Below are 21,844 nucleotides of genomic sequence, written 5' to 3' on the forward strand. Positions count from 1 at the left end.
TACCGGTGAGACCCATACCCACGATCTGAGCGCCATGCGGCTGGCCGCCGCGATACGCTCCCGTGAGCTGTCCCCTGTCGAGGTGACCGAGCACTACCTGGACCGGATCGAGCGACTGAACCCCCGGCTCGGCGCCTATGTGACGGTGACCGCCGAACGTGCCCTGGAGGACGCGGCGCGGGCGGAGAAACGGCTGCTGGAGGCCGGCGATCCCGCCGATCTGCCGCCGCTGCTCGGCGTGCCGGTGCCGATCAAGGATCTCAACATGGTGAGCGGCGTCCGGATGACCCTCGGATCGGAGGTCTTCACCGGCCTGTCCGGCTTCGCCGACGACAATGTCGTCCTACTGCTGAGGGAAGCGGGCTCTGTCCTTCTCGGTAAGACCTCGACCCCCGAATTCGGTCTGCCCTGTTACACCGAAAACGCCGTGGCGCCCCCCGCCCGCACGCCCTGGGACCTCGGCCGGTCCGCCGGCGGCTCCAGCGGCGGCGCGGCCGCGGCGGTGGCCGGCGGGCTGGCACCGGTGGCGCAGGGTAGCGACGGCGGCGGCTCGATCCGCATCCCCAGCAGCGTCTGCGGGCTGTTCGGGATCAAGCCGACCCGGGGTCGGATCTCGTCGGGGCCGGTCGTCCCGGACCTGTTCGGGCTGGCGACCAACGGGCCGATCGCGCGCACGGTCCGGGACGCGGCCCTCCTGCTGGACGTGATGGCCCGTCCGATGCCCGGAGACCTCTATCTGGCGCCTCCCACCGAGGGGACCTACCTCGGGGCCGCCGAACGTCCGCCGGGCCGTCTGCGGATCGCTCGCAGCCGCGAGCCGGTGGTGCCGGGGGCCGAGGTCCACCCCGACTGCGTCGCCGCCTACGAGGCGGCCTCCGCTCTCCTCGAGGAGCTGGGCCACGAGATCGTCGAGCTGCCCCAGGTGCTGGGGCCCGACCTCGTGCCGCTCTTCGAGACGCTCTGGGGCGTCATGGCCACCATCACCCCGGTCGAGCCCGAGCGGGAGCACCTCCTGCTGCCCCTCACCCGGTGGCTGCGCGAGCGCGGGAACGCGACCAGCGCGCCGCAGGTGTTCGGCGCGCACGCGATGCTGCAGGCGGCCCTGCGCGACGCGTTCCCGGTGATGAACGAGTTCGACGCGATCCTGCACCCGACCCTGGCCCAGCCCCCCGTGCCCATCGGCTACTTCCACGATCAGGAGCCCGAGGAGAACTTCCGGCGGCAGACGTACTTCACGCCGTTCTGCGCGCCGTACAACGTCTCCGGCCAGCCCGCGGTGAACGTGCCGCTGTACTGGAACGCGGACGGTCTGCCCATCGGCGTGATGCTCGCGGGCCGGCTGGGAGGGGAGGCCACGCTCATCTCCCTGTCCGCCCAGCTCGAAGAGGCCCGGCCCTGGATCGGCCGCAAGCCTCCCATCTGGAACGAGTGATGACCGGGGTGGGCGCGGGAACGAGGTAAGTGACAGAGCCTTGACAGAGCCTCAGGTGTAGCGACTCGAGGGCGGGGTCAGAGCGTGGCTGACGCAGGACTGAACAAGCTGGCCCGGGCGCATCGCGTGGCGACCCACTACACCGACTGGCGCGGCCAGGGCATCGAGGTGCCCGACGACACCCTCAGGGCGGTGCTCACCGCGTTGGGCGCGGACGTCTCGTCGCCCGCGGCCGTCCGGGAGACGTCGGCCCGGTTGGAAGAGGAGCGGCGCGCCCGGTTACTGCCCCCGATCCTCTTCCAGCGGGCGGGACGTCCCGGGGCGATCCGGATTCCGTGGAGCGCGCGCGGGACGGCCGAGGTGTGGCTGGACGTGGCCACCGGCGGCACCGTCGAACTGCACGGCACGAGCGTCCGCACACCGGAAGGGCTGTTCAAGCAGTACCACCTGCCTCAGGGCGTCCCAGAGGGCTGGCATCGGGTGCGGGTTCGCGTCCGTGGCCAGTGGCGGGAGGAGAGCACGCCCCTGCTCCTGACCCCCGAACGCCTCCAGCCTCCGCAGAAGGCATGGGGGTTTACGGCCCAGATCTACTCCGTCCGCTCGAAAGAGTCGTGGGGTATGGGCGACCTGCACGACCTGGCGGACCTGGCCTCTTGGAGCGGAAGGGACCTCGGCGCAGGGTTCATCCTGGTCAATCCCTTGCACGCGACCGAACCTGTCACGCCCGTAGGCCCGTCCCCCTATTCGCCGATGAGTCGCCGTTTCGCCAGCCCCCTCTACCTGAGGGTCGAGGACGTACCGGAGTATGCGGCGCTCCCCGCCAAGGAGCGGGAACGGCTCTCCGCCCTCGCGGCAAGGGCGCGGGACGGCGCTTCCAGGCATCTCGACCGCGACGTCGTATGGGACGCCAAGCGGGAGGCCCTCGAAGCCCTCTACGCACTGCCGCGCAGCCCTGAGCGGCAGCGTGCCTACGAGTGGTACCGCCACCGTGAAGGCGCGCCGCTGACGGCGTTCGCCACGTGGAGCGCCCTGAGTGAGGAGCACGGCGCCGACTGGCGGCGCTGGCCCGCCGAACTGCGCGACGCGGAGAACCCGGCCGTGGCGTTCGCGGCCAAGCGCCTGGCCGACCGCGTCGAGTTCCACGCCTGGCTGCAATGGCAACTCGACGAGCAACTCGCGGAGGCGCAGACGGCCGCCCGCGCGTCCGGCATGCCGATCGGCATCGTGCACGACCTGGCCGTGGGCGTCCACCCAGGCGGGGCCGACGCCTGGATGTACCGGCCCATGTTCGCGCCCGGCATGAGCGTGGGGGCGCCCCCGGACGGGTTCAACCAGCGCGGCCAGGACTGGGGCCAGCCGCCCTGGCATCCGGGCCGTCTCGCCGAGGCCGCGTACCTGCCGTTCAGGGGGATGCTCGCCGCCGCCCTGCGCCACGGCGGGGGACTCCGGCTCGACCACGCCATGCAGGTATCCCGGCTGTGGTGGGTGCCCGAGGGCGGCTCCCCGGCCGAGGGCACCTACGTGGCCTACGACCGCGAAGCCATGCTCTCCACCCTCGTCTGGGAAGCGGCGCAGGCCGGGGCAGTGGTGGTGGGGGAGGACCTGGGGACGGTCGAGCCCGATGTCAGGGACGACCTGGCCGACAGGGGCATCCTGGGCACCTCGCTCCTGTGGTTCGAACGGGACGCCGAAGGCCGTCCGCGCAGGCCCGAGGAGTGGCGCGAGATGTCGCTGGCCACCGTCGGCACCCACGACATGCCGCCCGTCACGGGGTTCCTGCACGGCGACCACGTCGAGTTGCGTGAGCGGCTCGACCTGCTCACCCGTCCGGCGGAGGAGGAGTTGGACGACCACCGCAGGAAACTGGCCGACTGGCTGCATCTCCTTCACGACGAAGGGCTGCTCACCGCCCCGCCCGCCGAAATCCTGGAGGCCGTCACGGGCGACGGCCCCGGCGGTGGCTCGACCCGATACGACGCAGAGGTCGCCACAGCGCTCCACGCCTTCCTCGTACGCACACCGGCCCGCCTCATAGGAATCTCCCTGGCGGACGCCGTGGGGGAGCGGCGCACGCAGAACCAGCCCGGCACCACCGACGAGTACCCGAACTGGCGGATCACCCTGGCCGACGCCGACGGGGAGCCCGTCCTCTTGGAAGACCTCCCCGGCGCCCCCCGGCTGGAGACCACTCTGGCCCCGCTCAGGACCTTTACGCCTCGCGCTCCTGACGACGGGCCTTGACTTCCTTGATGACGATGTCCCCGTCGTAAAGGGTGGCGCCGAAGTTCCAGCCCTGCTCATGGAAGAACCCGATCAGCCGGTCCCAGTCGGCCGGTTCGACCCTCCCGGCCATCCGGACGAGCCCGAAGTTGGTCAGGGTCTCCAGGGCGGTCCAGTCGGTGGAGAACCGGAACTCGCGCGCGAACTCGCCCGGTCCGACCGTCCAGCCGGCCTTTTCGAACGCCATGGCGACCTCGCCCAGGTCGGGCCCGATCTCGCCCCGGTACCGCTCGCCCGGCTCGGCGTGCACGCCCATGTAGAAATTGGGAACCGCGTCGAGGATCTCCTGCCACCAGTTCGGAACGTGTTCGGGGTCGCGCGGGTACGCCACGAGCTCCTTGCGGAAGTGCTCGGGCACGAAGCCGAAGGTGTCCTCGGGCTCCTCGTCGTGGTTGAACTCCGCGTCGACGGCCCCGTCGGAGGTGAGCTCGAGCGACATGGAGATCCACGTGCCCGTCCCCGGCCGGTGCATCCCGTGCTTCAGCCGTCCGCACGGCCCGCCGAGCTGGGACGGCGGGTTCACCGCCGGGCTGTTCCCGTCCTGGTCGAACACGGTCAGCGAGGTCTGGGACCCGGCCCCGGCCAGCGCCATCCACCGGAACCGCGCCTTGGCCCAGCCCGGGGGCAGCGCGGACCGGAGGCCGTCGACGATCTCCTGGAGGACCTCCTGCTGCTCCTCGGGGCCGAACGGCCTTCCGGCGCCGGCCCGCTTCTCGTCGAACGCCGCCTTGCCGTCGAACGCCTGCTTTGTTTCGGAACGGTCCACCATCACGGATCGTCCCCTTTCCTCATCGGGAGCGGTGCGTAGGCACTGAGACGCGTGACGGCGATCGTCCGTTTCGCCGAATTCCGGCGGGCCGGAAGATCGTTCAGGAGAGGGCGGCGGTGAGGCGGGTGGAGACCTCGTCGAGCAGGGTGTCCGGGACGATCTCGACCGCGGCGATCGCGGAGAACAGCCCCGGCAGGCCGGGCAGCGGGTACGGGTCGTGATCGGCGCCGGCCAGCGCGGCCTCGCCGAGCGGCTGCCGCCGCAGCGACGCGAGCGCCCGCGCCCAGGCGCCCTGCACCTCCTCCGGGGACGGCACCCCGAAGCCGTGCCCGACCGGCGCCGCGTGCCGCAGCTTCACCAGCGCGCCGTCGGTGAACTCGGCGGCGAGCTTGCAGCGCCCCACCAGGTCGGCGCGCACGCCCTCGTCCAGCCGGGACATCACCGTGCACGGCGTGCGGCAGCGCGCCGCGCAGTCGCCGAGGGCCTGCGCCACCTGGCTGTGCTGCCGGTCCAGGTAGGCCCGCCAGCCCGACGGAGGCTCGGCGGCGACCCGCAGCGTGCGCTCGCACGCCGACCGTTCCGGACGGGTGTGGTCGCAGTCGCGCGCGGCCCCCGGCTCCAGCGGCACCCCGAACCGGCTGCCCGGCCCCGACACCGACTCGCCCAGCAGCGCCGGATCGCCCGCGTGGCCGAGGACCGGCTCCCAGGCCAGCAGCGCCAGGTACTCGCTGGCGATGTGCACCGCCGCGACCAGCGCCGCCATCTCCCGCCGCCGCCAGCGGATCTCGATGACCTCCAGCAGCAGCGCGTACGCCGGGCGCAGGCTCGCCAGCGCGCCGCGCGGACGTTCCCTGGGCGCCTGCGGCATCCGGCTGGCGCGGGCGCGGTCGAGCAGGTCCTTGGGGACCTCGCCGACCTCCTCCGGCATGCCGAAGTCCTCGGCGTCCAGGTCCAGGACCCGCTGCCCGAACGCGCACAGCGCCCGCACCGGCGCCGCCTCCGCGACCAGCGGCGCGCCGCCCCCGACGAGCGCCTCGATGTCCCCGAACGCGTGCCGGCGCGCCAGTGCCTTCAGAACGTCCCGTGCCGTCTCCACACCCACCCACTTCTACTGAGCCAACACCGCCGACGGCCGCGCGGCCGGCCCCATGGACCGGCCGCGCGGCCGAACCTCGCTACGCGGACTCGGCGTCCTTGCGGCGGGCGCGCAGGGCGCGGGAGACGCCGTCCCGGCCCTCCGACAGCAGCCGGTTCAGGGCGGGCGGCGGGCTGTGCTCGGCGATGTAGGCCTCGGTCCGGTCGATCGTCGACTGCTCCACGACCAGGAACGGGTAGGCGACCTCGGCGAACGTCTGCGACATGTCGCTGCTCCACTCCGCCCAGATCCGGCCGACCTCGGCGAAGTAGCGGTCCGCGTACGGCACCAGCAGCTCGGCCTGGTCGGGCTCCACGAACCCGCCCAGCGTCGCCCGGAACACCGCGTTCGGCAGCTCACCGCCCACGATCGCCGTCCAGGCGGCGTCCTTGGCGGCGGCGGTCGGGACGGCGGCCCGGCAGGCCGCGGCGTGCCGCTCGCCCGCCGCGGTCGGGTCGCGCTCCGCCTCGGCCGCGATCTCCGCCTCGCCCGCGCGCCCGTTGACCACCAGGCGGCGCAGCAGCGCCCAGCGCAGGTCGGTGTCGACCTTGAGCCCCGCCAGCTCCTTCGAGCCGTCCAGCAGGCCGGCCAGCAGGTCGAGGTGGCCGCCGGTGGTGGCGGACGCCGCCAGCGCCTGCACGTAGGCGAGCTGGAAGTCAGAGCCCGCCTCGGCCTCCTCGGCCAGCTCGCGCAGGGCGTCGGCCATCAGGCGCAGCCCCTCCTCGCGCCACTCCGGGGCGGCGTACTGCTGGACGGCCGTACGGGCCTGCCGCAGCAGCGTCTGCGCCACCGAGATGTCGGTCACGCCGCGGATGCCGCTGATGACCAGCTTGATGTAGTCGCGGGTGGCCATCTCGGCGTCCCGCGTCATGTCCCAGGCCGCCGACCAGCACAACGCCCTCGGCAGCCCGTCCCGGATGTCGCCGATCCCCTCGACGAGCGTGCGCAGCGAGTGCCCGTCCAGACGGATCTTGGAGTAGGTGAGGTCGTCGTCGTTCACCAGCACCAGGTCGGGCCGCTTCACCCCGGACAGCTCGGGCACCTCGGTGCGCGCCCCGACGATGTCCAGCTCGACCCGCTCGCGCCGGACGATCCCGTCCCGCGTGCGGTCGTACAGGCCGATCGCGATCCGGTGCGAGCGCAGCGTCGGGTACTCGGGCTTGGCCTCCTGCAGCACGGCGAACGAGGTGAAGTTCCCGTCCGCGTCCACCTCGTAGGCGGGCCGCAGGGTGTTGACGCCCGCCGTCTCCAGCCACTCCTTCGACCAGGCCGTCAGGTCGCGGCCCGAGGTCTCCTCCAGCGCGTCCAGCAGGTCGGTCAGGACGGTGTTGCCCCACGCGTGCCGCCCGAAGTAGCGCCGCACGCCCTCCAGGAAGTTGTCGCGCCCGACATAGGCCACCAGCTGCTTGAGCACGCTGGCGCCCTTGGCGTAGGTGATCCCGTCGAAGTTGACCTCCACCGCCCGGATGTCGGGGATGTCGGCCGAGATCGGGTGGGTCGAGGGCAGCTGGTCCTGCCGGTACGCCCACGCCTTCATCAGGTTGGCGAACGTCGTCCAGGATCCGGTCCACTTGGTGGCGTCGGCCTGGCACAGCACGCTCATGTAGGTGGCGAACGACTCGTTCAGCCACAGGTCGTCCCACCAGCGCATGGTGACCAGGTCACCGAACCACATGTGCGCCATCTCGTGCAGGATCGTCTCGGCGCGGCGCTCGTAGGCCGCGTCCGTGACCCGGGACCGGAAGACGTAGTCCTCCAGGAAGGTGACCGCGCCGGCGTTCTCCATCGCGCCCGCGTTGAACTCCGGCACGAACAGCTGGTCGTACTTGCTGAACGGGTACGGGCGGTCGAAGACGTCCTCGAAGAACGCGAAGCCCTGCCGGGTCACGTCCACGATCGCGTCGGCGTCGAGGTGCTCGGCCAGGGACGCCCTGCAGTACACCCCCAGCGGGATGGTGCCGCCGTCGGCCCGCCGGTACTCGTCCAGGACCTCGTGGTACGGCCCGGCGATCAGCGCGGTGATGTAGGTCGAGATCTTCGGCGTGGGCGGGAAGTGCCAGGTGCCGGTGCGGACGCCGTTGACGTCGAACGCCTCGTTGGTGACCACCTTCCAGCCCTGGGGCGAGGTGACGCGCAGCTCGAAGGTCGCCTTCAGGTCGGGCTGGTCGAAGCAGGTGTACATCCGGTGCGCGTCGGCGGTCTCGAACTGCGTGTAGAGGTACACGCTCTGGTCGACCGGGTCGACGAACCGGTGCAGCCCCTCGCCGGAACGGGAGTAGGCGCAGTCGGCCACCACGCGCAGCTCGTTGGACGCGGCCAGGGACGGCAGTGGGATGCGGCCCTTGTCGGCGTCGTAGCTCGCGGGGTCGAGCGCGGTCCCGTTGAGGGTGGCCTCCCGTACCTCGGCGCCGTGCAGGTCCACGAAGGTCGCCGCGCCCGGCTCGGCGCAGCCGAACCTGATCACGGTGGTGGACGCGAACCGCTCGTCTCCCGTGGTGAGGTCGAGGTCGACCTCGTACGAGTCGACGGTGAGCAGCCGGGCCCGTTCCCGCGCCTCGTCGCGCGTGAGGTTGCCTGCCACATGTTCTCCCTTGGCCGTCCTGAATGCTGTCGTTCCATGTCTACCAATCGGGTCGCCGCTTGGGGCCCGGTGGCGCGTTCCTGCGGGAATGGGGGCGTCCGGCGGGGGGTTGGCGCATAGGAGTTGTCCGTGAATGGTCTGAGGAGGCTGTCATGTCTTCCGAGTCGTCCCCCGAGATCCGCACCCCCGTCGACTTCTGGTTCGACCCCCTGTGCCCGTGGGCCTGGATCACCTCGCGCTGGGTGCACGAGGTGGCCGCGCTGCGGCCGATCGAGCCGCGCTGGCACGTGATGAGCCTGGCCGTTCTCAACGAGGACAAGGACATCCCTGAGAACTACCGCAAGATGCTGGCGAGCGCCTGGGGTGCGGTGCGCGTATGCATCGCCGCCGAACAGAAATATGGCCCCGAGGTGCTGGGCGCGCTCTACACCGAGCTCGGCAACCGGTTCCACCATGACAAGCTCCCGAGGGAGAAGGCCACTTTCGCCGCCGCCCTGGAGGCCGCGGGCCTGGACCCCGCCCTGGCCGACGCCGCCGACTCCGAGGACTACGACGAGGCGCTGCGGGCCTCGCACAAGGACGGCATCGACCGGGTGGGCCAGGAGGTCGGCACCCCGGTGATCGAGGTCGAGGGCAGCGCCTTCTTCGGCCCGGTCGTCACCCCGATCCCGCGCGGCGAGGCCGCCGTCAAGCTGTGGGACGGCGTCCTGGCGGTCGCGAGTACCGATGGTTTCTTCGAGTTGAAGAGAACCCGCGACCGCGCCCCGATTTTCGACTGAGAAGAGGACGCGGCCGAGCCCGGGGCGGCGCCCCCGCGGCCGCGGGCACCGGCGGGCCGCCACCGGGCTTTCTATTGCGAACATCTTGCAGTTGCGACCATCCTGCCATCACACTGGTCTAATTCGTACACACCGGCTGGATGGTGATGATCGTGCACGTGCCGGACGGATTCATCGACGCCCCGGTCTCGGTGGCGGCGGGTGCCGTGGCCGTGGCGGGCGTGGCCGTCTCGCTCCGCGGCGCCCGCCGCGAGCTGGACGACCGCACCGCGCCGCTGGCCGGGCTGACCGCCGCCTTCGTGTTCGCGGCGCAGATGCTCAACTTCCCGGTCGCGTCCGGCACCAGCGGGCATCTGCTCGGCGGCGCGCTGGCGGCGATCCTGGTCGGGCCGTACGCGGGCGTCCTGTGCGTGTCGGTGGTGCTGCTCCTGCAGTCGCTGCTGTTCGCCGACGGCGGCCTCACCGCGCTCGGGGTCAACATCACCGTGATGGGCCTGGTCACCGTCCCGGTCGGGTACGGCCTGTTCCGGCTGCTGCTGAGGGTGCTGCCCAAGACGCGGCCCGCGGCGAGCGGAGCGGCGTTCGCCGCCGCCGCGGTGTCGGTGCCCGCCTCCGCCCTGGCCTTCACGCTGCTCTACGCCATCGGCGGCACGACCGACGTGCCGGTCGGCACGGTCGCCGCCGCGATGGTCGGGGTGCACGTCCTGATCGGGATCGGCGAGGGCCTGATCACCGGGTTCGCCGTGTCCAGCGTGCTGGCCGTCCGGCCCGACCTGGCGTACGGGGCGCGCGACCTGATCAAGCCCGTGACGCTCCGGACCGGCGCCCCGGCCCGGGAACCCGCCTCGACGTCCGCTGAGCCCGCGGAGGGACGGTCATGACCACCAAGCGCTTCTTCGCCGCCGCCCTGCTGCTCACGCTCGTCCTGGCGGGGATCGTCAGCTACTACGCCAGCTCCCATCCCGACGGCCTGGAGAAGGTCGCCGGCGACAAGGGGATCAACGCGGAGGAGAAGGACCACGCGCTCAAGGACTCCCCGCTGGGCGACTACGGCGTCAGGGGCATCGACAACGCCCGGCTGTCGGGCGGGCTGTCCGGCGTGATCGGTGTCGCCGCCGTGCTGGCCGTGGGCGGGGGGCTCTTCTGGGTGCTGCGCCGCCGCGACGAGCCGTCCGGGAGTGGAGGCGCGGCCGAGAGGGAACGCGCCGAAGCCTCGCGGGACGCCTAGATGGGCGCAGGCCACGCGCACCGGCTCTACGTGCCCGGGGGCTCGCCCGTGCACCGGCTGCCGCCGCAGTGCAAGCTGGTCGCCCTCCTGGCGTTCGTGCTGGTCGTGGTGGCGACACCGCGCGAGCGGATCTGGGCGTTCGCGGTGTACGCGGTGCTGCTGGCCGCCGTCGCCGCCGTGGCCGGGATCCCGTACGGACTGGTGCTGCGGCGCACGGTGATCGAGGTGCCGTTCGTGGCGTTCGCGCTGGCGATGCCGTTCGTCGCGTCCGGGGAGAAGGTCGCCGTCCTGGGGCTGCGGCTGAGCGAGAGCGGCCTGTGGGGCGCCTGGAACATCCTGGCCAAGGGCACCCTCGGCGTGGTGGCGTCGGTGCTGCTGGCCGCGACCACCGAGCCGCGCCTGCTGCTGCTAGGGATCGAGCGGCTGCGGATGCCGCAGCTGATCACGCAGATCGCGGCGTTCATGCTGCGGTACGGCGACGTGGTCGCCGCCGAGCTGCGCCGGATGCGGGTGGCCCGGGCCGCCCGCGGCTTCGAGGCCCGCGACCTGCGGGACGCGGGGGTGCTCGCCCGGTCGCTGGGCGCCCTCTTCCTGCGGTCGTACGAGCGCGGCGAGCGGGTGCACCTGGCGATGGTGAGCCGCGGGTACGACGGGCGCATGCCCGTCCTGCACGATGTCGGCGCCTCGATGGCGCAGTGGTCCGCCGCCTTCGCGCTGCCCTTGGCGGCGGGGCTGGTCGCGCTGGCCGCCTGGACGGTGCCATGAGCGCCGTGACTCCGTCCCTGGAGGTGCAAGGGCTCGCGTACGCCTATCCCGACGGCACCCAGGCGCTCTATGGCGTGGACGTCTCCATCGGCAAGGGGGAGCGGGTGGCGCTGCTCGGCCCCAACGGCGCGGGCAAGACCACCCTTGTCCTGCACCTCAACGGCATCCTGCACGGCGGCCTTGGAACCGTCCGGGTCGGCGGGATGCCCGTCGACCCCAAGGACAAGAAGGCGCTGCGGGAGATCCGCCGCCGGGTCGGGATCGTGTTCCAGGACCCCGACGACCAGCTGTTCATGCCGACGGTCCGCGAGGACGTCGCGTTCGGCCCGGCCAACCTGGGCCTGCGCGGTGCCGAGCTGGACCGCCGGGTGGAGGGCGCGCTCGGCCGCGTCGGCATGCTGGAGGTCGCCGACCGGCCGCCGCAGCACCTCAGCTTCGGCCAGCGCCGCCGGGTCGCGGTCGCGACGGTGCTGGCGATGGAGCCGGAGATCCTGGTGCTGGACGAGCCGTCGTCCAACCTGGACCCGGCCGGCCGCCGCGAGCTGGCGGAGATCCTGCTGGGGCTGGAGGTGACCGTTCTGATGGTCACCCATGACCTGCCGTACGCGGCCGAGCTGTGCCCGCGCGCGCTGATCCTGTCCGGCGGGGTGATCGCCGCCGACGCGCCGACGCTCGACCTGCTGGGCGACTCCGGCCTGCTCGCCGAGCACCGGCTGGAGCTGCCGTTCGGGTTCGACCCGGCCGCGGCGGCGCGCTCCCGCGGCTGACCCGCCCGCGCCGGCCCGACGTCGCCGGCCTGCCCTTCACGGCCATCCCCCGCTGCCCCCCTCGGGGGAGTTCGGGGATTCGGCTTGCCTCCGCCAGGCCGGTCGGGGAGACTCGGCTCCCTGAAATGGCAACGGTTTTCATATCCGAATCGAGGCATTCGTGAAGGTTGCGTTCGTCGGCAAGGGCGGCAGCGGCAAGACCACCCTGTCGTCGCTGTTCATCCGGCACCTGGCCGCGCGGGGGCTGCCGGTGGTGGCCATCGACGCCGACATCAACCAGCATCTGGGCGCGGCGCTCGGGCTCGACGACGAGCGGGCCGCCGCGATCCCCGCGATGGGCGACCGGCTGCCGGAGATCAAGGAGTACCTGCGCGGCGAGAACCCGCGGATCTCCTCCGCCGCCGCCATGGTCAAGACCACCCCGCCCGGCGCCGGCTCCCGGTTGCTGCGGCCGGGCGGCGACGACCCCGTCCACGCCCTCGGCCGGGACGTCGAGGCGGGCGCGGGCGTCGTCCGGCTGCTGGCCACCGGCCCGTTCAACGACGACGACCTCGGCGTGGCCTGCTACCACTCCAAGACCGGCGCGGTCGAGCTCTACCTCAACCACCTCGTCGACGGCCCGGGCGAGTACGTCGTCGTCGACATGACCGCCGGCGCCGACACCTTCGCCTCCGGGCTGTTCACCCGGTTCGACCTGATGTTCCTGGTCGCCGAGCCCACCCGCAAGGGCGTCGGGGTCTACCGCCAGTACACCGACTACGCCCGCGACTACGACGTCGCCATCACCGTCGTCGGCAACAAGGTGCAGGGCGATGACGACGTCGCCTACCTGCGCGAGCACGTCGGCGACGACCTGCTGACCTGGCTCCGCCAGTCCGCCGCCGTGCGGGCCCTGGAGCAGGGGCGCGGCGACGTCCCGCTGGAGGCCGCCAACGACGACGCCCTGGCGCGGATGCGCGAGGCGCTGGACGCCCGCGAGCGCGACTGGGACAGGTTCCGGCGGCAGGCGGTGGAGTTCCACGTCAAGAACGCGCGAAGCTGGGCCAACCGGGCCGTCGGCGAGGACCTGGAGGCCCAGGTCGACCACGGCTTCCGCTTCCCCGTCCCGATCGCGGGCTGACCGCGGGCCGGGCCGTCCCGCCCGCCCCGGGGCCGCGGCCGGCGGGCGGGGCTGGGACAATCGCGGGCATGCGCGTCTTTCTTGGTACCGATCATGCCGGCTTCGAGCTGAAGGAACACCTGGTCGCCTGGCTGAAGGCGAACGGGCACGAGCCGGTCGACTGCGGGGCGCTGGAGTACGACGCCGCCGACGACTACCCGCCGTACGTGCTGCGGGCCGCCGAGCGCACCGTCGCCGAGCCCGGCACCCTCGGCATCGTGATCGGCGGCTCGGGCAACGGCGAGGCGATGGCCGCCAACAAGGTCAAGGGCGCCCGGGCCGCGCTGGTCTGGAGCCAGGAGACCGCCAGGCTCGCCCGCGAGCACAACGACGCCAACGTGATCAGCGTCGGCGCCCGCCAGCACGACCTCGACACCGCGACGGAGTTCGTCCGGCTGTTCCTGGAGACGCCGTACTCCAAGGAGCCGCGGCACACCCGCCGGATCGACATGCTCGGCGACTACGAGCGGACCGGCACCGTCCCGGAGTAGGCGGGGTCACGTCACGGGGCGGGCTTGCGGGCGCCGCGCTTGTCGAGGCGGCGGCGCTCGTTCTTGGCGGCCTTGCCGCGCCTGCCCGGTTCGGGCTCGGCCGCGGGCCTGGGCGGCGGGGGCTCCTCGCCGTCCGGGCGGGGCCGCGAGACGTCCCGCGCCCGCATCGCCGCGTCCACCGTGATCCGCATGCCCGGCTGGCCCATCGCGCCCTCCCTCGACTCGGAACGTTCATTGGACCGCATGCACCCCGGTCGCCGGCAAGAGCGAAGAGGGAAATGTCACACAGCGTGATCAATGCCCGGGTTGTGGGGGCATGGCGCCAACCTGGAGCGTTGCAACCGGTGATCAGTGGCGCGGATGGGCGCCGGTTGGGGCGGATGCTCGATACAGTGCCGGAGTCATGCTGCAACGTCTGGTCCACCTCCTCCCGCCGAGGGTCCGCGCCTTCCTGCGCCGGATCCCCGTGCTCGTGCGGATTTACAGGTGGCTGCGGCGGGGCAAGCTGACCCGCGAGCGCTACGTGTTCACCGCGCTCGCGCTGCTGACCCTGCTGATCGGGTTCAGCGCGCCGGTCGCCCAGAACTTCGCGCCGCTGAGCGCGCTGTTCCTGACCGTGCTCGGCGGCGGCCTGCTGCTGAGGGTGCGCAGCCTGGTCGCGCTACTCGGCGTGGTCGCGGCCATGGTCGTCTACAACGACTTCAAGGACCCCAGGGGCGTCGGCCCCGGCATGATCGCCACGCTGGGCGTCACCGCGGTGCTCGCCCTCACGCTGGCGCGCACCCGCCAGAAGCTCGGCGTGCAGGGCCTGCGCGGCGACTCGATGCTGCTCGACCTGCGCGACCGGCTCCGCCACCAGGGCGAGATGCCCGAACTGCCGGAGGGCTGGGACTCGCAGGTCGTGCTGCTGCAGGCGGGCGGGTCGTCGTTCGGCGGCGACTTCGTGGTGTCGTCCTGCGACGGTGAGACGCTGGAGGTCGCGCTGGTGGACGTGTCCGGAAAGGGCACCGACGCCGGGACCCGGGCGCTGATGCTGTCCGGTGCGTTCGGTGGGCTGCTTGGATCGCTCCAGCCGGAGCACTTCCTGCCCGCCTGCAACACCTATCTGCAGCGGCAGCGCTGGGACGAGGGCTTCGTCACGGCCGTGCACCTGGTGCTCGACCTCAAGACCGGCGAGTACACGATCGAGTCGGCGGGCCACCCGCCCGCCGTGCAGTTCGAGGCGAACACGGGGACCTGGCGGGTCAGCACGGCCAAGGGCGTGGTGCTGGGCGTGGTGCCCGACCTGCGCTGCGTGCCCGAGCACGGCCGGCTCCTTCCCGGCGACGCGCTCATGCTCTACACCGACGGCCTGGTGGAATCGCCCGGCCAGGACCTGGACGCCGGGATCGACCGGCTGCTGGGGGAGGCCGAGCGGCTCGTCCCCGAGGGCTTCCGCAAGGGTGCCAGGGAACTGGTCCAGACGATGGCCGCCGCCCGCGACGACGACTGCGCCCTCGTCCTCATCTGGCGCACCTGACGCGCCGCCAGCCCCCGAGCGCGCGGACCGGCGTCAGCCGCCGCCGCGGCCCTTGTTCTTTCCGCCGTCCTTGGTGCCGCCCTTGCCTTTCTGGCCGCCGGACCGCTCCCGCTGGGCGGGCGCCCGCTTGGACGGACGGGGCTGGTCCGGCCCCACGTGCGGCGCCGGCCCGCGCGAGGCGTCGGTGACGGGGACCGGCGGCGTCGCCGAGGTCGAGGACGCCGGGACGGTCCCGTGGTCCTGGCCGGCCGCCAGGCCGGCGATGAGGCCCCCGGCCAGGAGCGCCGCCGCGGCCACCCCGGCGGCGGCGAGCAGGCGGACCCGGGTCGTCGAGCGCGCTCCGACATGCCCGATCACGGTGAAGGCCGCCGTGTCGGGGCCCTCGTCGTCCCCGCCGGGGGCCGCCGGGTCCGGCGCGATGACCGGCTGGACGGCCGTCCTGGCGGCCCTCTTGGCCTCCTTCCTGGCCTCCCTGCCGGTCTCGCGCCTGGTCTCGCGCCGCCCGTTCGCGCGGCGGAGCGCGGGCAGCGGAGGTTCGGTCTGCTCGACCAGCGCGAGCAGCAGATCGGCCGCGGCCGGCCGGTGGCCCGGCTTCTTGGCCAGCGCGGACCGCACCCCGGGCAGCAGCGCGGCGGGCAGCCCGCCGAGATCGGGCTCCTCGCGCATCACGCGCAGCGCGACGGCGGCGGGCTCGCCCTCGCCGAACGGCATCCGGCCGGTCCCCGCGTAGGCGATCAGGCATCCCCAGGTGAAGACGTCGGCCGCCGGGGTGGCGTACCCGCCGCCGAGCACCTCGGGGGCCATCCACCCGGGGGTGCCCAGGACGGTTCCGGTGGAGGTGAGGGTGCCGGGGGCGTCCTGGGAGCGGGCGATCCCGAAGTCGATCACGCGGCAGCCGGACAGGGTGAGCATCACGTTGGCGGGCTTGAGGTCGCGGTGCACCAGCCCGGCGGCGTGGATCGCGGCCAGCGCCGACACCACGCCCACCGCGACGCCGTGCACCTCCCCGCCCGGCAGCGGCCCGCCGGCGGTGATCCGGTGCTGCAGCGACATCCCGCCGACGTACTCGCTGACGATGTAGGGGCGGCCGTCCTCCTCGCCGTGCGCCAGGACCCGGGCCGTGCAGAACGAGGCGACCCGGCCGGCCAGGACCGCCTCGTCCCGGAAACGCTGCCGGAAGGCCGAGTCCAGGGCGAGATGCGGGTGGATGGTCTTGACCGCGACGCGGCCGCCGTCGCAGTCCGGCGGGTGCGCGAGGTAGACCGTTCCCATCCCGCCGGCGCCGATCCGGCCGAGCAGGGAGTAGCCGCCCACCGTCCGCGGGTCGCCCGCCTCCAGCGGGCGCACGTCGTACGCCGGGGAATCGGCCACGTGCCCGTCCATGCTGACCCCTCGTCCCCTTCTGTCACTTCAGTCCGCCCAGCCCCCGATCATGTGCACAGTATGGTGCCGTATGAACACAGATTGCAGGAAACGTGTTCGTCACCTCGATGTAGCCCCGATGGCATTCGGACAGGGCAGAGTTATCTCCAGTTCGGCAACCGCCCGGCTCCGTCGGATCCTCCTCGGCGCGCGGGGCAGGCGGTTGGCGGCACCGAAGGCGATGTCCGCGCGGTCGGTACCCCAGGGGTGGGAGGCACCGTTCCGCGCGGGCATCGGTCTTTGCCGATTTCCTATCTAACAAGTTGACTTAGTTGGGAATCTGGAGCACGATGGCACCGCCCGCCGTTCGGGGCGCTCTTACGGCGGGGATCGTCCCGGTGACCGGGGCGGCGACGGCACGGCCCGTCCCGGTCACCGGCGGCTCCTCCCCCTCCCCGGCCACACCGTGCCCCGAAGGCTCCGGGGAGTTGTCCGGACTATCCGCCGGAGCAGCCATCCATGGCCTGACCTGGGTTTCGTCGGCAATGGGAGGGTTACAACAAGCTCTAGGAAAGGTAGACGAACTCCAATCCGCGCACCCCCAGGTGCGGAACCGGCGTGGCGAACGGCGGCCGCGCGCGACCCGGGGGGAGGGCGCCGGAATGTCTCAACCGGTCATGCGCCGGGTTCCATCGCACTGGTCGATGCGGACGCGGCTGACCGCCCTGGCCACCGCCATGGCCGGATTCCTGCTGGTGCTGGGCATCGTGGCGGTCTACGCCGCAGGCCCGTTCAAGCACATCGGCTGGGTCGACGTCGCGTTGGTGTGGGCGACGATCGTGATCCCGTTGCTGGGCCTGCCCCTGCTGGCGTGCGTCGTCTGGCGCGCGGTCAAGCGCGCGTTGCGGCCGGTCCGCACGATGAGCGCCGAGCTCCGCGCGCTCTCCGAGCGCCCCGGCGGCAACAGGGTGACCGTGCCGCAGCGGCATGACGAGATCACCGAGCTGGCCAAGTCCGTGAACCTGACCCTGGAGCGCCTCGAGCGGCTGGCCGAGCGGAACCGGGCCTGGGTCGCCGACGCGTCGCACGAGCTGCGCAGCCCGCTCACCGGCCTGCGCATGCAGCTGGAGCTCGCCCTGGAGCATCCCGAGGACGAGGACTGGCCGAAGGTGGCGCAGGCCGCGCTGAGCGACGCCGACCGGCTGCAGCGGATCATCCAGGACCTGCTGACCATGGCCAGGCTGGAGGCCGGGGTGCTCGGCGACCGGGAGCCGATCGACCTGGGCGGCCTGGTGCGCGCCGAGGTCGCGCGGCGGGCCGACCGGGCCCGGGTGCCGATCGAGCTGGAGACCGACGAGGGCGTGATCGTCTCCGGCGTCGGCAGCCATCTGGTCCGGCTGCTGACCAACCTGCTCGACAACGCCGAACGGCACGCGTTCTCCTGGGTGCGGGTGGCCGTCGGAAGCGACGGCGAGCGCGCTCTGCTGATGGTCGCCGACGACGGCCCGGGCATCCCGCCCGAGGAGCGGGAACGGGTCTTCCAGCGGTTCCAGCGGCTGGCCCAAGGGGCCCACCGCGACACCGGCGGCACCGGACTGGGCCTGCCGATCTCCCGCGACATCGCGATCGCGCACGGCGGCTCGCTCTTCGTCGGCGACTGCCCCGCTGGCGCGCGGCTCGTCCTGCGCCTGCCCCTGGCCAAGACCGCGCCCCTCGCCGGATCTCCGTCCGGGCCCGGCCGCTAGGGTGTGTTCTGCGGATCTTGTTCGTCGAGAGCGGCGCGCAACAGAACGCGGACCCGCTGGTGCGCACGCGGACGGCGCTGGAGGTGGGCATGCCGGGATCGCCGGGCGGCCGGGTCGGGGCGCGCGAGCTACTGCACCGGGTGCTGGACGGGCCGGGCCGGCGATCCTGGGACACCGAGCCGCTGGCCGTCGCCGAACCGGGCACCGCATACGCGCGGGAACTGGCGGCGGCCCGCGAGCGCAGCGGCTGCGACGAGGCCGTGATCACCGGTGAGGGGCTGCTGCGCGGGCGGCGGGTCGCCTACGTGGTGTCGGAGTTCGGATTCCTGGCCGGTTCGATCGGGCTGGCGACCGCCGAGCGGATCGTCGCCGCGGTGGAACGCGCGACCGCGGAGGGGCTGCCGCTGGTGGCCGCGCCGGCGTCGGGCGGGACCCGGATGCAGGAGGGGACGGTCGCGTTCGCGCAGATGGCCAGGATCACCGCCGCGGTCACCCGGCACCGCGCCGCCGGGCTGCCCTACCTGGTCCACCTGCGGCATCCGACGACCGGCGGGGTCTTCGCCTCGTGGGGCTCGCTCGGCCACCTGACCGCCGCCGAGCCGGGCGCGCTGATCGGCTTCCTCGGCCCCCGCGTCTACGAGGGCCTGTACGGGGAGCCGTTCCCCGAGGGCGTCCAGGTCGCCGAGAACCTCTTCGCCAAGGGCCTGGTCGACGCCGTCGTCGGCATCGACGAGCTCGGCGGGATCGCCGCCGAGGCCCTGGACGTGCTGTGCGGCAGCGCCGCCCATGACGGGCGTTCGGTGATCTCCCCCCGGCTGGCCGGCCCGGAGCCGGACCGGCGGCCGCGATCCGCGCCGGCGGCGGAGGGGACGGCCTGGGAGTCGATCGAGCGGTCGCGCCGCGACGGCCGTCCCGGCGTCCGCGAGCTGCTGCGGTACGGGGCGGACCGCGTGACCCCCATGTCGGGCACCGGGCAGGGCGAGGCCGGCCCGGGGCTGCTGCTCGCGCTGGCCCGTTTCGGCGGCACGCCCTGCGTCGTCGTCGGCCAGGACCGGCGCAGCCAGCGCGAGGGCCGACCGCTCGGCCCCGCCGGCCTGCGCGTCGCCCGCCGCGGCATGGGATTGGCCGCCGAGCTGGGCCTGCCGCTGGTCACCGTGGTCGACACCCCGGGCGCGGTGCTGTCCGCCGAGGCGGAGGAGGGCGGCCTGGCCGGGGAGATCGCCCGCTGCCTGGCCGACCTGATCACCGTCTCCGCCCCGACCGTCTGCCTGCTGATGGGGGAGGGGACCGGGGGAGCGGCGCTGGCGCTGCTGCCCGCCGACCGGGTGCTGGCCGCCCGGCACGCCTGGCTGGCGCCGCTGCCGCCCGAGGGCGCCTCGGTGATCGTGCACCGCACCCCCGCGCGGGCGGCGGAGCTGGCCGAGGCACAGGGCGTGCGCTCGGCCGACCTGCTGCGGAACGGCCTGGTGGACGAGCTGGTGGACGAGCGCCCGGACGCCGCCGACGAGCCCGAGGCGTTCTGCCGCCGGGCGGCCGGCGCCGTCGAACGGGCGCTCGCCGAGCTGGCCGGGCTACCGTCCGCCGACCGGCTCGCCGCCCGCGACCACCGCTACCGGACCCTGGGGCGCTGAGGCTGCGGTGACGAGCGCGGTGAAGACCGCCTGCTGGGCGGGGTCGGTGGCGGCGGTGTCCTCCGGATGCCACTGGACGCCCAGGAACCAGCCGGCCTCGCCGCCCGCGTCGGCGTACTCCACGCCCTCGACGGTGCCGTCGGCGGCGCGCGCGGTGACGGCCAGTCCCCGGCCCAGGACCTCGATGTCCTGGTGGTGGTAGCAGGACGCGTCCGTCCCGCCCGAGCCGAGGACCCCGGCCAGCAGGGTGCCGGACTCGACCGCGACCGGGTGGACGAGGTGGCGGTGCTCGGCGTCCATGTGCTGGCGCAGCGTGCCGCCGCGCACCACGTTCACGATCTGGAGGCCCCGGCAGACCGCCAGCAGCGGCAGCCCCGACTCCAGCGCGTGCGCGGCCACGGCGAGGTCGAAGGCGTCCTGCTCCTCGTCGACGTCGTACAGGGCCTCGTGCTCGCCGGATCCGCCGTAGTGGCGGGGGTGGAGGTCCCCGCCGCCGGGCAGCAGCACGCCGTCGCACCGCGCCAGCCGCCCGGCCACGTCCGCCGGGTCGGCCGGGTGCATGACGAACGGCTCGCCGCCGCCCCGCCACACCGCCTCGACCAGCGCGCGGGCGGCGACCTCCGCGGCGTACCGCAGCGCCGACGCCCGCGCCGAGAACCGCGCCGGAAGCGCGATCAGCGGCCTGCTCACAGAGTGATCCAGGTCGTCTTCAGCTCGGTGTACTTGTCGAGGGCGTGCAGCGACTTGTCGCGGCCGTGGCCGGACTGCCTCATCCCGCCGAACGGCACGCTCATGTCGCCCTCCTCGTAGCAGTTCACCCACACCGTCCCGGCCTTGAGCGCGCGGGATACCCGGTGCGCGGTGGACAGGTCGGAGGTCCACACCGCGGCGGCGAGCCCGTAGTCGGTGTCGTTGGCCAGCCGCACCGCCTCGTCGGCGTCGGCGAACTCCAGCACCGCCAGCACCGGCCCGAAGATCTCCTCGCGGGCGATCCGCATCTCCGGCCCGACCCGGTCGAACACCGTCGGTTTCACGAACTGGCCGGCGTCGTGGACGCCGCCGGGCCGCCCGTCGCCGCCGGCCCGCAGCCGGGCGCCGGCCGCGCCCCCGTCCGCCACGTACGACAGCACCCGCTCGCGCTGCGCGGCCGACACCAGCGGGCCCATCTCGGTGGCCGGGTCCAGCGGGTCGCCGACCCGGATCGTCCCGGCGCGGGCGACGATCCGGTCCAGCACCCGGTCGGCGACCGACCGGTGCACCAGCAGCCGGGACGGCGCGGTGCACATCTCCCCGGCGTTGAAGAAGATCCCCCAGGCGGCGGTGTCGGCGGCGGCGTCCAGGTCGGGGGCGTCGGGCAGGATGATGTTGGGCGACTTGCCGCCCAGCTCCAGCCAGACCCGCTTCAGGTTCGAGCCCGCCGCGTACCGCAGGAAGTGCCGTCCGACCTCGCCGGATCCGGTGAACGCCACGGCGTCGACGCCCGGGTGCTCGCCGAGCGCCCGCCCGGCGACCTCGCCCCGCCCGCTCACCACGTTGAACACCCCCGGCGGCAGCCCGGCCTCGGCGGCCAGCGCGGCCAGGTGTAGGGCCGACAGCGGCGACTCCTCGGCCGGCTTCAGCACGACCGCGCAGCCCGCGGCGAGCGCGGGCGCGAGCTTCCAGGCGGCCATGAGCAGCGGGAAGTTCCACGGGACGACCGCGGCCACGACCCCGACCGGTTCGCGGGTGACGAGCGCGAGCGAGCCCTCGCCGGTGCGCGGCGACTCGTCCAGCTGCTTGTCGGCGGCCTCGGCGTACCAGCGCAGGCAGCCGATGACCGCGCGCAGCTCGATGCCGTACGCCTCGCCGATCGGTTTGCCCATCTCCAGGCTGACCAGCAGCGAGAGCGTCGCCCTGTCACGTTCCACGAGAGCGGCCAGGCGGAGCAGCGCCGCCTTGCGCTCGGCGGGCGCCAGCCGCGGCCACGGGCCCTCGTCGAACGCGCGCCGCGCGGCGGCCACGGCCCGGTCCACGTCGGCCGCGCCGGCGGCGGCGACCCGCGCGATCGTGCGGCCGTCCCGCGGGGACACGACGGGCAGGGTGCCCGCGCCCGCGGAGAACGCGCCGTCGATGTGGAGGCCGGTGCACGGATCGAGCCGCTCGGCCCGGGCAAGCCATTCCTCGTACGGGACGCCGGTCAAGATCCCTCCTATGCAGTTTTG

General features: G+C 73.3%; 19 protein-coding genes. 12 read left to right on the forward strand and 7 right to left on the reverse strand.

What is annotated here, in order from left to right; all coding sequences use genetic code 11:
• Positions 1-34: 34 nt before the first annotated feature.
• Both ABD340_RS31225 and malQ read left to right on the forward strand, forming a co-directional pair.
• Complete coding sequence (locus ABD340_RS31225) at positions 35-1,432, forward strand: amidase (RefSeq protein ID WP_344593882.1); 1,398 nt, start codon at positions 35-37, stop codon at positions 1,430-1,432.
• A gap of 84 nt (positions 1,433-1,516) precedes the next feature.
• Positions 1,517-3,673 (forward strand): 4-alpha-glucanotransferase, encoded by a 2,157-nt coding sequence (gene malQ / locus ABD340_RS31230; protein WP_344593827.1) that lies wholly within the window; start codon positions 1,517-1,519, stop codon positions 3,671-3,673.
• Here malQ and ABD340_RS31235 read toward each other — a convergent pair.
• The 3 genes from ABD340_RS31235 to pepN all read right to left on the reverse strand — a co-directional run bounded on the left by ABD340_RS31235 (position 3,642) and on the right by pepN (position 8,197).
• Positions 3,642-4,484 carry a hypothetical protein gene (locus tag ABD340_RS31235; RefSeq protein ID WP_344593829.1) on the reverse strand — a complete coding sequence of 281 codons (843 nt, stop codon included), beginning with the start codon at positions 4,482-4,484 and terminating at the stop codon, positions 3,642-3,644. The two genes, malQ and ABD340_RS31235, sit on opposite strands and share 32 nt — an antisense overlap.
• Before the next feature lie 97 nt (positions 4,485-4,581).
• Positions 4,582-5,577, reverse strand: coding sequence for a hypothetical protein (locus ABD340_RS31240; RefSeq protein WP_344593831.1), 996 nt, complete (start codon positions 5,575-5,577; stop codon positions 4,582-4,584).
• Positions 5,578-5,656: 79 nt separating this feature from the next.
• Positions 5,657-8,197: an aminopeptidase N gene (gene pepN / locus ABD340_RS31245; RefSeq protein WP_344593833.1), complete on the reverse strand. Its 2,541-nt coding sequence runs from the start codon at positions 8,195-8,197 to the stop codon at positions 5,657-5,659.
• 152 nt (positions 8,198-8,349) lie between these two features.
• Between pepN and ABD340_RS31250 the strand changes: the two genes are divergently transcribed.
• The 7 genes from ABD340_RS31250 (at position 8,350) to ABD340_RS31280 (ending at position 13,386) form a co-directional block, all read left to right on the forward strand.
• On the forward strand, positions 8,350-8,976 hold the full coding sequence (locus ABD340_RS31250) for a mycothiol-dependent nitroreductase Rv2466c family protein (protein WP_344593835.1): 627 nt from the start codon (positions 8,350-8,352) through the stop codon (positions 8,974-8,976).
• Positions 8,977-9,116: 140 nt separating this feature from the next.
• Positions 9,117-9,857 carry an energy-coupling factor ABC transporter permease gene (locus tag ABD340_RS31255; protein WP_344593837.1) on the forward strand — a complete coding sequence of 247 codons (741 nt, stop codon included), beginning with the start codon at positions 9,117-9,119 and terminating at the stop codon, positions 9,855-9,857.
• Positions 9,854-10,204: a PDGLE domain-containing protein gene (locus tag ABD340_RS31260; RefSeq protein ID WP_344593839.1), complete on the forward strand. Its 351-nt coding sequence runs from the start codon at positions 9,854-9,856 to the stop codon at positions 10,202-10,204. The genes ABD340_RS31255 and ABD340_RS31260 overlap by 4 nt, the downstream gene beginning before the upstream one ends.
• Positions 10,205-10,969, forward strand: a complete 765-nt coding sequence (cbiQ, locus tag ABD340_RS31265) for a cobalt ECF transporter T component CbiQ (RefSeq protein ID WP_344593840.1) — start codon at positions 10,205-10,207, stop codon at positions 10,967-10,969.
• Positions 10,966-11,736 carry an energy-coupling factor ABC transporter ATP-binding protein gene (locus ABD340_RS31270; RefSeq protein ID WP_344593842.1) on the forward strand — a complete coding sequence of 257 codons (771 nt, stop codon included), beginning with the start codon at positions 10,966-10,968 and terminating at the stop codon, positions 11,734-11,736. Before cbiQ ends, ABD340_RS31270 begins: the two co-directional genes overlap by 4 nt.
• Before the next feature lie 160 nt (positions 11,737-11,896).
• The gene (locus tag ABD340_RS31275) at positions 11,897-12,856 is read left to right on the forward strand and encodes an ATP-binding protein (RefSeq protein WP_344593844.1); all 960 of its coding nucleotides are present in this window, start codon (positions 11,897-11,899) and stop codon (positions 12,854-12,856) included.
• A gap of 68 nt (positions 12,857-12,924) precedes the next feature.
• Positions 12,925-13,386: a ribose-5-phosphate isomerase gene (locus ABD340_RS31280; protein ID WP_344593846.1), complete on the forward strand. Its 462-nt coding sequence runs from the start codon at positions 12,925-12,927 to the stop codon at positions 13,384-13,386.
• A gap of 11 nt (positions 13,387-13,397) precedes the next feature.
• On the opposite strand, the gene ABD340_RS31285 is transcribed toward ABD340_RS31280, so the two are convergent.
• Complete coding sequence (locus ABD340_RS31285; protein WP_344593848.1) at positions 13,398-13,592, reverse strand: hypothetical protein; 195 nt, start codon at positions 13,590-13,592, stop codon at positions 13,398-13,400.
• 197 nt (positions 13,593-13,789) lie between these two features.
• Here ABD340_RS31285 and ABD340_RS31290 point away from each other — a divergent pair, with 197 nt between their 5' ends.
• Positions 13,790-14,905 (forward strand): PP2C family protein-serine/threonine phosphatase, encoded by a 1,116-nt coding sequence (locus ABD340_RS31290; protein ID WP_344593850.1) that lies wholly within the window; start codon positions 13,790-13,792, stop codon positions 14,903-14,905.
• A 33-nt stretch (positions 14,906-14,938) separates the two neighbouring features.
• On the opposite strand, the gene ABD340_RS31295 is transcribed toward ABD340_RS31290, so the two are convergent.
• On the reverse strand, positions 14,939-16,288 hold the full coding sequence (locus ABD340_RS31295; RefSeq protein WP_344593851.1) for a serine/threonine-protein kinase: 1,350 nt from the start codon (positions 16,286-16,288) through the stop codon (positions 14,939-14,941).
• A 641-nt stretch (positions 16,289-16,929) separates the two neighbouring features.
• Between ABD340_RS31295 and ABD340_RS31300 the strand changes: the two genes are divergently transcribed.
• A complete protein-coding gene (locus tag ABD340_RS31300; RefSeq protein ID WP_344593852.1) occupies positions 16,930-18,012 on the forward strand; it encodes a sensor histidine kinase in 1,083 nt (360 codons plus the stop codon).
• Between the two features lie 89 nt (positions 18,013-18,101).
• Positions 18,102-19,643 (forward strand): carboxyl transferase domain-containing protein, encoded by a 1,542-nt coding sequence (locus tag ABD340_RS31305; protein ID WP_344593883.1) that lies wholly within the window; start codon positions 18,102-18,104, stop codon positions 19,641-19,643.
• On the opposite strand, the gene ABD340_RS31310 is transcribed toward ABD340_RS31305, so the two are convergent.
• Positions 19,584-20,333, reverse strand: coding sequence for a gamma-glutamyl-gamma-aminobutyrate hydrolase family protein (locus ABD340_RS31310; protein ID WP_344593853.1), 750 nt, complete (start codon positions 20,331-20,333; stop codon positions 19,584-19,586). The genes ABD340_RS31305 and ABD340_RS31310 overlap by 60 nt on opposite strands.
• A complete protein-coding gene (locus ABD340_RS31315; RefSeq protein ID WP_344593854.1) occupies positions 20,330-21,823 on the reverse strand; it encodes an aldehyde dehydrogenase family protein in 1,494 nt (497 codons plus the stop codon). Before ABD340_RS31315 ends, ABD340_RS31310 begins: the two co-directional genes overlap by 4 nt.
• Positions 21,824-21,844: the final 21 nt, after the last annotated feature.

The sequence above is a fragment of the Actinomadura vinacea genome (genome assembly GCF_039532545.1).
Taxonomy (GTDB): Bacteria; Actinomycetota; Actinomycetes; order Streptosporangiales; family Streptosporangiaceae; genus Spirillospora; species Spirillospora vinacea.